Genomic DNA, 11,766 nt, shown 5'->3' with positions numbered 1-11,766 from the left:
ATGGCAATCCATTATGTAGCTGAAGCGGATGATATTCGGGAAGGCCAGAGCAAGATCGTGGATGTCGAGGGCCGATCTATCGGAATCTACTGCGTAGGAGGCGAATATTACGCGCTGCATAACAGGTGTCCGCATGAAGGCGCTCCGTTGTGCAAAGGTTCGGTTTGCGGAACAACGCTGCCATCCAAGGTATACGAATACGAATTCGGCCGCAATGGCGAGCTGGTGCGTTGTCCTTGGCATGGCTGGGAATTCGAGATCAAGACTGGGAAATCGATCTTTGACGAGAAAGTTAGAACGAGAAGCTATAAGGTTCAGGTCGATAACGGCAAAATCGGGATCGTCATTTAGACACTAATGCCGAATCGACTAGTTTCCTGTATGATGGGGAAACAGCATGTTTTCCGGAACGGGCATTCCTTGCTGTAATAAGGCGGGGAATGTCGTTTCGTTTTTAATTGCTATCGCCGATACAGAGAGGGGAAGGTCGACTAATGCCGGTTTTTTTCAAAACGAAATCGTTTCGGATCACTCTCTTCTGGCAGTTTTTCGCGAAATATTTCTTGCTTATCGTGGTACCGGCTATTGTCGCTACCATATTCATCAATGTGTTCGTCGTTCGTTTAATCGAGAACGAAGCTGAAAAATCCAGTTTAGGCATTATGCGCAATTACGCGAGACAGATGGATGCTCATCTCCAATCTTTGCAAGCTAACATGATTCAATTGCTCGGCTCGCCCAACATGAAAAGCTTGTTGAAGGATATCGGCAAGCAGCCGCCGACCCCCGAACAGATCGAGCTCTTCTATGCGACGATGGAAGAGATGAATACGATCCGGACGGAACCGATCGTATCCGGGCCTTTCTTTACTTTGCCAATGCCGATCTTGTGATCGATCATCATATTCATACAAGCAAGTCATATTATTTCAGGAATCAGTTTTCACTGGAGCCGCCGGACGCCGAGCGTCTATGGTCGCAATTCACAGGCAAAAAAATGATGCACTTCACCGATCCGTACTACGCTTACATGACGGATTACGGGGCGAGAGCTTCTTTCACCTCCGTCGTCATGGGGTTTCCGTTCAATTCCGATATGCCGGGCGTATTCCTCTCTGTTCAGATTGAGAAGGAAAAGCTGCGGCGCTTGATTCAGACGCAGGAGAGCTGGATCTCCCGCACTGCGATTCTGGATGCAGACCGCAGTGTGGTCAGTCAGTCGGATGAAGAGAAGCTGGATAAAGAACAATGGCTGAAGGTGCTTCATTCGGGGTCCGAAGGAGCCTTGGCCCAATATGATAGCAGACTGGCAGCGTCTTACGTCCGGTCGGAGTTTGATTCATCATGGTACTACGTCAGCTGGGTCGATCTGCAGACACTGATGCAGCCTGCGCGCACGCTTAGAATGTTAAGCATCGCGTTTCTCTGTTTTTTTCTGCTGCTAGGCGCTTTCGTATCGTATTACTTGAGCCGCCGCCTGTACAATCCGATCTCGGAGATCCGGAACAGGCTGCAGTCGCATCCTCCGCATCGTCTATCGGAGCATGCGGTGCCGCACGATAACGATTTCGATATCATCCAACGATTTACTAAGTTGTTGATGAACGAGCATAAAGAGCTATCTCAATTGGTAAAGGGAATTCTTCCTGTCGTCCAAGAGGATTTTGTCTCACGAATATTGCTCGGGGAATATCGGGATGACTTGTCAATCGCGTATTATTCCAAAGAAATCGCGTTTGCCTGCGAGCTTGAGGGTGCGCGCGCCGTGCTTGTGGTCGAGTATCAATATTACGACTCCGTACTTGAGCAGCTGTCGGAAACGTCCAAGTCGTTTCTGCTCGCGGAGGTGAAGGAGATGATCGGCAAGCAGGCGCAGGGCACGATCTGGCTTTGCCAGACCCGGGCGGACATACTGGCCTGTGTCGTTCACTGGGATCACGACCAGCAAGGGGAGTTGGCGGAGGTCGCCGCACAAATCAAATCGGTGTTGGAGCCGTACGCCATCTATTTTAAAGCGACGATCGGATTAGGCAAGATCGTCCGAACGATGGGCGAGCTGAGTGCATCCTATCAATACGGATTAGCGCTGCTGAAGCAAAAAAGCTTGAATGCCCAAGTGGAAATATTCAGTGATGAGGACAGTTGGGACGACCGGGAGCCGCTGGACAGTTTTCTCTCCGCGGAGGAAGTCAATCGGATCGGAAATGTCTATCGAGCGGGCGATTACCCTCGTTTGCTTCAGACTGCGAGAGAGTTTCTCGAAATGGGCAAAAGGAAGCAAGCGAACGCCTCTCAGATGAAAAGTTTGTTCTCTGATGTGCTCAATACATGGATTCGCGCCGTTGAGACCGACAGAAACGACTTGGAGATCTCGACGTATTCCGGTTTGTTTGATTCCTTGAACCGAAGTCAGACTTGGGACGAGATGGAGCAGTGTCTCGAACGCATCCACGCCATCCTGTTCCTTTCGCTGCCGTCGATGAGCCGCAGCGACCAGTTCGAAGATGTCGTGAGGTATATCCGCGAACATTATGACGAGGATCTGTCGATCGAGCGGTTTACGGAACAGATGAATATGTCGGTCAGTCATTTCAGCCGCACGTTCAAAGAGGTGGTTGGTGAGAAATATGTGGAATTCATTACGAGTGTCCGCCTGTCGGCAGCCAAACAGCTGCTGCGCGAGACAGACATGAAGATCGAAGAAATTGCGGAGCGGGTAGGTTATTTGGGAAGCAATGCGTTCATTCGCAGCTTTCGTAAGTACGAAGGGGTTACGCCCGGGAAATACCGCAGCATCAAGTAAATGGGCTTTTTTTGCGCGGTGTGCCTTTTTTGTTTAAAGCGCGTGAGAGAGAGGATGCCACAGCATCATGTAGAACCGAGAAGTCGGCCAATTGGCCGGCTTCTTTTGCTATTCTCGCATTCTTCGTAAAACGAGCCAATCGCGAAAAAATGCACGATTTACATGGGAGGGGTCATATCCCTATGCTATGACTAAGCGTTCCCGGCTTGCCTCAGGCCAGCCAAATCGCTGGGGCGATACAGAAACGACTATACAGATGAACGATTTGGGAGTGTGATTCATGAATGGTTGCAAGCAATTGGAAAGCGGGCTGGAGGGTCGCTCGGAAGAACAAGATCCTATATTTGTTGATGCTGCCGGGCATTCTGTACTATATCATTTTTAAATATGTTCCGATGTACGGGATCCTTATCGCGTTTCAGGATTATTCAATGGGACTTGGCATCTGGGGCAGCAAGTTTGTCGGATTCAAGCATTTCACCGAGTTTTTTGTGAATACGCCCGATTCATGGAAGCTCATCCGCAATACGCTGATGCTGAACTTGTACGATTTATTGTTCCATTTTCCGACACCGATCGTGTTAGCGCTTCTATTTCACGAGTTGAGTAACAAGTATTTTAAACGGATGGTCCAGACGATCAGCTATATGCCGCATTTCTTGTCCACCGTGGTGATCGCGGGCATTCTCGTCATCTTCCTGTCGCCCACGACTGGGATAGCTAATGTCATCATGAAGTGGTTCGGTGCTGAACCCGTCATGTTCCTTGGGCTCCCGGAATGGTTTCGAACGATCTTCATCGGATCCGAAATTTGGCAAAAAGCGGGCTGGGGCACAATCCTTTATCTAGCGGCAATTGCGGGTATCGACCCGTCCTTGTACGAAGCGGCCGAGATGGACGGTGCGAACCGCTTCCAAAAGATGCGACATATTACGCTTGTCGGCATGGTCCCGGTCATGATTATTTTGTTCGTGCTTAATTTGGGCCACATTATGGAGATCGGCTACCAGAAGATCATTCTGCTGTATAACCCTCTGAACTATGAAACTTCGGACGTGATTAATACTTACGTGTACCGGAGAGGGATTCTCGATGCAGACTTCAGCTTTGCATCTGCCGTCGGCCTGTTCCAATCGGTTATCGGTCTCGTGCTGGTCGTGTTCGCAAACCGGATCGCCCGCAAACATTCCGAGACCAGTTTATGGTAGAAGGAGGTACACATGCATACCAAGCAAAGTTTTCCATCGAAGTTGTTCGACTTCTTCAACGTACTTATCATGCTGTTATTGATTATCGTTATGCTGTATCCGATGGTTTTTGTGTTCTCAGTTTCTATCAGTAACAACGCCATGGTAGCGGCAGGAAAGATCGTGCTATGGCCTAAAGGGATTACTCTGATTGCTTACGAACGGCTAGCTTTGGATAAACAACTATGGCTCAGCTACTGGAATACGATCCGCTACACGCTCTTCCATACGCTGCTGACCGTGTTTGCGACGGCTGCGATGGCTTATCCACTGGCCAAGAGATGGCTGCCCGGCAGACGGGCGATCCTGATGCTTGCTGCCTTTACGATGCTGTTCAGCGGTGGACTGATTCCGACCTTCATGGTCGTGAAGCAGTTGAATTTGCTAAACACGATATGGGCGATTGTCCTTCCTTCGCTGATCAGCACCTGGCACCTCTTTATTATGCGGACCTTTTTTGAAGCGCTTCCGCAGGAGATTGAAGATGCCGCGACGATAGACGGCTGCGGGCCGGTGCAAGTACTGCTGCACACTGTGATTCCGCTCTCCATGCCGGTTATCATGACGATTAGCTTGTTTACAGCCGTCGGACAGTGGAATGCCTTTTTCGATGCGCTCCTTTACTTGAACGAAAAGCACATGTATCCTCTGCAGATCATGCTGCGCAGCTATCTGATCGAAGGTTTGAATCCGCCGCAGGGCGAAGGCGATCTCAATTCGATGGAAACGGTGAAGTATGCGCTGATTATGATTGCAACGCTACCTATTCTGTGCGTGTACCCGTTTGTTCAGAAACATTTCGTTCAAGGCAGCATGATAGGTGGAGTAAAAGGATAGAGTCGGATTCACATCGAATCTGTTTTCTATAGATAAAACTAGATAATGGGAGGTTTGCAATATGAAAAAGAAGAAGATAGCGGCGATGCTTGTCCCGGTCCTGCTTGCCGGGATTGCAACGGCTTGCAGCAGCGGAGGGAAAGCCAGCCAATCGCCGGATCCGGTAACAAGTGATTCAGGAGCGGCGAAGCCGAAATCGTCTGTGTTCACGTGGCTTGTTGCCGATCGCGTCGAAGGGCCTGTGCGTCAAGACTGGGAAGTGTTCAAGGAGCTTGAGAAGAAAACAGGTGCCAAGATTGAATTTCAGGCGGTTCCAGCCGCATCTTTTGCCGAGAAGCAAAAGATTCTGATTGCGACCAATTCGGTTACCGATTTGATGTTGGTGACCAATCAGGAGGGCCGGGAGTATGGTCAAGAGAAGATATTTCTAAATCTGAAGGATTACCTGGATCAGGCCCCCAATATCAAGAAGTTTTTCGATTCGAATCCGGAAGCGAAGGCGCAGGCCACCGCAGCGGATGGAGGCTTGTACACGATTCCTCAACTGGACAGCTATATCGGGGGAAAAGGATTCAACCAGGCCTGGTATGTGCGACAAGATCTGATGGATAAATACGGTTTGAAAGCGCCGACAACCCTCGATGAGCTCTACCAGCTCCTCAAAGCGTTCAAGCAGCAGAATCCTGATTCCTACCCGCTTACGTTGACCCCGCCTGAGTCCGGCGAGATGGGGGTGTATGGCGTATTTATGAAAGCATTTACCGGTATACAAGGTTATATCAATCTGAATCCCGAGAACGATCAATTTGCATTTACTGGGAATCAGAAAGGATTCAAGGAAGCTCTCCAATTCATGAATAAATTGTACAGTGAGAAACTGCTAGACCCCGAATATTCGCTGCTGACACGGGCGCAATATGACGAGCGGCTGATCTCGAGCAAATCGTTCGTCACCTACTATTGGAAAGCGGATGTCGAACTTCTCCAGAGCAAAGCGCGCACAGCAAGCGGCAATCAGCAATTCAATTTGGACGGATTTCTACCTGTTACTGCTCCAGGTGTGAAAAATTATTTGTTCTCCCGTCCGGTTGTTGGAAGTCTGGGCATGGCGGTATCTGCCAAAGTCAAAGACAAGCAAGCGGCAGTCAAACTTATCGATTATTTAGTTGGCGAAGAAGGCAAGAAACTGCTTAATCTTGGTATCGAGGGTAAGACGTATAAAATGGTGGACGGAAAGCCTCGTTTTATGGAGGAGTTCGGAACGGCCCCATACAACACGCTTCGTCGCGATTACGGCGTCTGGTATCCGATGATCGGCTTTGACTTCGCTCTCCCGCGCTTGGCTTGGGAAAGCGCTTTGGACGAGAAGACGAAGAAGATCAATGCGGCTTACGAACCGCTTGTCATCTCGGCTCCGCGATCCTACGTGAAGACGAAAGAAGAGCAGGAGATGGAGAAGTCGAAGTTGAACAATCTCACGAAATATCTGGATCAGAGGATGGCTGAATTCGTGATGGGGAAAACACCGATCAACGATGAGAAAATCAATGACTTAATCGAGCAGTCGAAAAAGCTCGGCCTGGATGACATTGTGAATATGTACAACACGGCCTATAAGCGGACTTACGGCTCGAAGTAAGGACTCTCCTGACGCCAGAAAATGGATTTGGAAAGACGGATGCAAACCAAGCGTTTGCATTCGTTTTGATCAAAATAGAAAGCGCTTTCTACTTTTGGGGCCTTTACGGTGAGATTGGAGGTCCATTCATTCAAACTCCATTAATGAAAATGAAGAAAGGATGGATGCATAATGTATAAAAAGATAATGTCGGGGCTCATTTTATGTACTCTTCTAGTTTCGTTGTTACTCCCGCTACCTAAAGGATTTGCCACTGGAAGTACAGGCGTCCTTCAGTTCCAGGATGATTTCAGTACAGGGATGTCACTGTGGAATGGAATTAACGGGTCATGGGTCGTTGATAATGGCGCACTTCGCGTTACAACGTCCAGCTCGAACAATATTGAGATGAAAGGGACGAATTCGGTTTGGCAGGATCAAATCGTTGATTTCAGGCTGAAAATCTTGGAAACGCCGGGAGGTGGATTTACAAGAGTATATACGAGGTATATTAGCAATACCAGCAATTTGAGCTTGATGATCCGGCCTATCGGGCTAAGTTATACCATTAATGGGTCTAGCGAGGTGTCCCTTTCCGGCTATAAATTTACCGTTGGCAGTAACTACGACATCAAGATGAATATATCGGGAAGCACGGCAACCGTATATGCAAAAACGGAATCGGAAATCGATTATACGAGTGTAGGAACGATTACGGGCGTACCCGTTCAAAGTGGGAAGGTCAGATTTTCAACCTTCAACGATAAAGTGCAGTTCGATAATGTAAGCGTTGCCAATTTGCGCGATTCGGCTTTTATGGCTAACGGAAACATATTGTCTTCTTTGAACGTGGGAAGTCAATCCAATATGCAATTAATAAATGCGACTGGAAATTCGGTTATATGGACTTCTGGCGATGCGGCGAAGGCAACTATTGATGGAAACGGTATGGTTACCGGATTAAGCAGAGGACTAGTTACTATTACTGCCGCTACGGCAGACAATTTGTCGCAAGTGAAATTCGATATCTATGTGAAAGATCCGGTGGATTCCATAGGGGTATTGCAGTTCCAGGATGATTTCAGCAATGGCATGAATCTATGGAATCCTGTACAGGGGACTTGGATGGTTGATAATTCCCGCTTATCTTCGACAACAACCGCTTCCTCTCTGATTGAACTCAAAGGGGCGAATGCACAATGGAGAAATCAGACGATTTCGATGCGGTTTAATCGTGGAGACAATTTGGCCGGAAACTTCATTTCCATTAAGCTTAGATATGTGAGCGAATCCGATTACACACGGCTGCTGATCAGGGGGACCGGGTTAAGCTATATTAAAGCAGGCGGTACGGAGCAGTCTTTTTATTCCGCAGCATTTAATCAAGGGATAGATTACGATATCAAACTGGCTGCTTTGGACGATTCGGTTCAAGTATATGTAAAAAGCGCAGCGGATGCTGATTATACGTTTGCGGGAGCCATTTCCAACGTTGCGTATTCATTTGGCAAGGTGCAGTTGACTACTTACAATCTAAAGGCGACTATTGATGATATTAAAATTTGGAACCATGAAAGCTCGAAATTAGTCATGGGCACCAAGCTGGCCGCTTACGCCAGAGGAAATAGTGCGCCTATTCCGATCACCAATAAAACTGGCAAAAATGTCGTATTGAGCTCAAGCAACCATGCTGTAGCAACAGTCGATCAAACTGGTGTTGTCACAGCCGTCGCAAAGGGGCAGGCTACTATTACCGCTGCAACGTATGATGGTTCCTATCAAGATAAGAGTGACGTTATCGTCTATGTACGGCCAACAGGCGTTTCCCTAAATAAGACCAGTACTTCGCTATATGTTGGGGAATCCGAGGAGCTTACGGCGACGATCGCTCCAACTGATGCCGATAACCCGTTTACCGTATGGTCAATCAGCGACCCATCCGTGGCAAGCTTGTTCGGCGGAGCAAGCAAGTCCAGAGCGATCAAAGCGTTGTCCGCCGGGACGACGACGGTTACTGTTACTACGGTAGACGGCGGATTTTCGGCCACAACCCAGGTTACGGTGAATCCTATACCGGGTCCAACCGTTTCATCTGCGGAATTCCAGATCGATACGACTCCGTATGCTTTGCCGCCCTATCTATTAGGGGTGCATAACGAACAAGTTTTAAAAATCGGCAGGGTGACCGACTTTCAACCTGCAAGTCATGATAATCTCGGCATGGAACTCAAGCTGCAAAACGTGCGTGGTCCGGATGGAACAGGCGCTGATTTCTACATGTACAACGAAGGTACCCTTATTAATTCGAAGGATCCGCGTTATCAGCAATTTTACGGAAATAAAACGATCGGGGCTATTGAAAATGTAAGCTTAAAGCCGGGCTATCCAGGGCTATCCCTTGCGAATTCGTACCATCTGGCCAATACTTTGGGTGTGCCGTACGTATATGACTTGAATGTCATCTCTCAGTCGGTAGATGAAATTTTGACTCAAATTCGGCAGATGAAGCAGCTGACAACCCAGCCTATTTATGTGGAAATGGGGAATGAGCTATATTCGATTTTCTTTGATAAAGCGTTCCCATCGGTAAACGAGTACATTGCAAAATGCAAATTGATTTATCAGGGCATCAAAAGCATCGACCCAACCATAAAAGTTGGTATTGTCGCGGTCGCGAAAGACCTTGAAGACAGGATCGCGGCTGACCCCAATAATCAGCCAGATCCTAACGTCGACTGGGGAGCAACGCAGGGGGGACGGGTTGCTGCTTGGAATCAGAGCCTGGCGCAAGACACCAGTTTCTACGATGCGATCATTGTCCACGTGTATTCCCCTATCCCGTATCTGAATGATTTGACGAACAGCAAGATGATGGACTATTTGTATACGTATAACCAAAGCGCATTGGAAGGGCTCATCATTCAAAAAAATCAATTCCCGGGCAAGGAAATGTGGGTAACGGAATGGTCCTCGCTTCCGACGGTCATTTTCGGAGAGACGGACTTGAACGAGAAGGCACGCAAACAGTTCATGAAGACACCAGGATTTGCGATCCACAATATGGAACGGGTGCTGCAAATGATCGAGTCAGGAGCAGTAACGATTACCGACGTACATGCGATGGTGGATACTCAGGGGTTTGGAATCGTGCAGCAGGCATCGAATGGCGATCTCGTCAAATTACCGAATTTTCATGTATTTAAAGCATTAGGCGATTTGCTTGACGCAAACAGCAGTTACTACAAGATCAATCTTGCACAGGGCAACGTTCAAAATGAAAAGCTTCGCTTTATAGCAACGGATGTATATTATAATGTCGCGGATGTTGGCGCATGGGGATTCGGTGATGCAAGCGGCATTAAGAAGGTCGTATTTGCCAACCGCACGATGAACCCGGTTAACGTATCCGTTCCAGAAGCGGAGCTCAAGACGAATTGGATATACGGAGGAGAAAATCCTTTGCCGGACTACCTGACCAACCCGAATGCGGGCTGGCTGGACGCTCCTCAGGTCAATCCGTTGCCAGAGACACCTGTCTCAAGCTTTGCCGGACAGATCCAATTGAAGCCGTATTCGATGACGATCGTGGACATTGTGATTACGAAAAGCAAAGGAGTGCCGGGAAAACCTGATCTGTCTAATGACAATGGATATGATACTGGCATTCAAGACGGCAATTACAGGGTGAAAATGGATATGTGGTGGGGAGATAACGGTAGAATCTATAAGCTGTATGAAAATGATGTGCTCATCGAGACCCAAATTCTTGTGGATAATTCACCGAGTGCCCAATCTACCGTAACGTCAGTTACCTACAAGATGAATGGGACCTACCGCTACTACGCTGAACTCACCAATACTTTTGGCACAACGAGAAGTGACATTATGACCGTTATCGTTACTCAGGCAACACCGGTGAAACCGGCCCTTTCCAATGACAACTGGGATGGCGACGGCAATTTCAAAGTTGACATGAATATGTGGTGGGGAACGAATGGAACGACCTATAATTTATACGAAAACAATATTCTCATCTATACACAAGCAATGACAAGCCATACACCGGCTGCTCAATCTGCAATGGCGACCGTAGCAAATAGAGCAATAGGCACCTATGAGTATCGCGCTGAGCTCGTTAACCATGCGGGAACCATGTCCAGCGATAAGATGATTGTAAAAGTAACTAAGTAATATTCATCTTCGAATGACCTCAGACCCCAACATTAAGTGAATGTGGGTAGAGTCAAATCTCTGTCTCCGAAAGCTCTTGGCTAAAGGAAATAAATTCACGCATTGCGTAAGAAACGTAGTGATCTTTGGGCCAAATAATGACTAAATTCCAGGGAATAGAAGGCTCTATTAAAGGTAACGTGAGTACTTCGTGACAAGTGATTTTACTGCAAATCGTCTCGGGTATGATGGAAATGCCTGCATTCGAAGCAACCATTTCAGCCAAAAGGTCCCACTGCGAGCTTTCGTAGACAACGGAAGGATCGAATCCTATGGATCGACAGGCATGAATGACATGATTTCGAACGGCATAGCCGCTAGGGAACAGGATAAAGGGTTCATTTCTAAGCTGTTGCAGAGAAACGCTGGATTGCTCAGCTAGCGGATGAGAACGATGGATGATGAGCGCTAATTTTTGATAGATAAAAGGCAAGGTTTCAAAGTTAGACGTGTCTACAGGCCCAACCACCACACCAAGATCAAGCTTTCGATTTTGCACCAGGTTTTCTACATTCTTAGCGCCTTCTTCGACAAGTTGGAAGTGGATATTCGGGTGTTTCATTTGGAACTTTGCGATAACTCGTGTAAAGAAAACGGAACCAACTACTGGGGGCAACCCTATGGTGATGGTTCCTTTTTTTAGGTTGGAGACATCATCTAAGAGGTGATGAAGATCTTGGACAGCCTGAACGATGACTTGAATCTGTTGAACGGCGATCTCGCCCGAGTCCGTCAATTGCACATATTTACCTGAACGATCAAATAAAGAAACGCCCAGTTCTTCTTCTATATTTTTCACCATTTTGCTGAGTGTTGGTTGTGAGAGGTGAAGGGCTTCGGCCGCTTTAGTAAAATTCATGTGTTTAGCAATTTCAAGCAAATAAGTTAACTGGCGTAAATCCAAAGGATCATCCCTCCCCGACCCATAGCATTTTTTCATGATTGTCATTCCAAATATGAATTTTACCTGTTAGGATTCTGCATGTAAACTGAAATTAATCCAAATGTAATGTAAACAGTTTATTCATACC

General features: G+C 47.5%; 8 protein-coding genes. 7 read left to right on the top strand and 1 reads right to left on the bottom strand.

What is annotated here, in order from left to right; translation table 11 throughout:
* The 7 genes from ACBP55_RS34015 (at window position 1) to ACBP55_RS33985 (ending at window position 10,696) form a co-directional block, all read left to right on the top strand.
* On the top strand, window positions 1-351 hold the full coding sequence (locus ACBP55_RS34015) for a Rieske (2Fe-2S) protein (RefSeq protein WP_464648057.1): 351 nt from the start codon (window positions 1-3) through the stop codon (window positions 349-351).
* Window positions 352-494: 143 nt separating this feature from the next.
* The gene (locus ACBP55_RS34010) at window positions 495-893 is read left to right on the top strand and encodes a hypothetical protein (RefSeq protein ID WP_464648055.1); all 399 of its coding nucleotides are present in this window, start codon (window positions 495-497) and stop codon (window positions 891-893) included.
* Window positions 890-2,803, top strand: coding sequence for a helix-turn-helix domain-containing protein (locus ACBP55_RS34005; protein ID WP_464648053.1), 1,914 nt, complete (start codon window positions 890-892; stop codon window positions 2,801-2,803). The genes ACBP55_RS34010 and ACBP55_RS34005 overlap by 4 nt, the downstream gene beginning before the upstream one ends.
* Before the next feature lie 284 nt (window positions 2,804-3,087).
* The gene (locus ACBP55_RS34000) at window positions 3,088-4,011 is read left to right on the top strand and encodes an ABC transporter permease (RefSeq protein WP_464648051.1); all 924 of its coding nucleotides are present in this window, start codon (window positions 3,088-3,090) and stop codon (window positions 4,009-4,011) included.
* A 12-nt stretch (window positions 4,012-4,023) separates the two neighbouring features.
* Entirely contained in the window at window positions 4,024-4,887 is an 864-nt protein-coding gene (locus tag ACBP55_RS33995) for a carbohydrate ABC transporter permease (protein ID WP_464648049.1), read from the top strand.
* 61 nt (window positions 4,888-4,948) lie between these two features.
* Entirely contained in the window at window positions 4,949-6,526 is a 1,578-nt protein-coding gene (locus ACBP55_RS33990; RefSeq protein ID WP_464648048.1) for an extracellular solute-binding protein, read from the top strand.
* A 171-nt stretch (window positions 6,527-6,697) separates the two neighbouring features.
* On the top strand, window positions 6,698-10,696 hold the full coding sequence (locus tag ACBP55_RS33985) for an Ig-like domain-containing protein (protein ID WP_464648046.1): 3,999 nt from the start codon (window positions 6,698-6,700) through the stop codon (window positions 10,694-10,696).
* Between the two features lie 52 nt (window positions 10,697-10,748).
* Here the strand turns inward: ACBP55_RS33985 and ACBP55_RS33980 are convergent, their stop codons facing one another.
* A complete protein-coding gene (locus ACBP55_RS33980) occupies window positions 10,749-11,639 on the bottom strand; it encodes a LysR family transcriptional regulator (protein ID WP_464648045.1) in 891 nt (296 codons plus the stop codon).
* Window positions 11,640-11,766: the final 127 nt, after the last annotated feature.

The sequence above is a fragment of the Paenibacillus sp. WG02 genome, assembly GCF_055396115.1.
Note: the sequence above shows the minus strand (reverse complement) of the source record. Positions and strands in the feature narration are given on the sequence as shown.

Excerpts from the sequence above, each read along its gene's own strand:
- ACBP55_RS34015 (WP_464648057.1), top strand. The coding sequence starts at position 1 with ATGGCAATCCATTATGTAGCTGAAGCGGATGATATTCGGGAAGGCCAG.
- ACBP55_RS34010 (WP_464648055.1), top strand. The coding sequence starts at position 495 with ATGCCGGTTTTTTTCAAAACGAAATCGTTTCGGATCACTCTCTTCTGG.
- ACBP55_RS34000 (WP_464648051.1), top strand. The coding sequence starts at position 3,088 with ATGGTTGCAAGCAATTGGAAAGCGGGCTGGAGGGTCGCTCGGAAGAAC.
- ACBP55_RS33995 (WP_464648049.1), top strand. The coding sequence starts at position 4,024 with ATGCATACCAAGCAAAGTTTTCCATCGAAGTTGTTCGACTTCTTCAAC.
- ACBP55_RS33990 (WP_464648048.1), top strand. The coding sequence starts at position 4,949 with ATGAAAAAGAAGAAGATAGCGGCGATGCTTGTCCCGGTCCTGCTTGCC.
- ACBP55_RS33985 (WP_464648046.1), top strand. The coding sequence starts at position 6,698 with ATGTATAAAAAGATAATGTCGGGGCTCATTTTATGTACTCTTCTAGTT.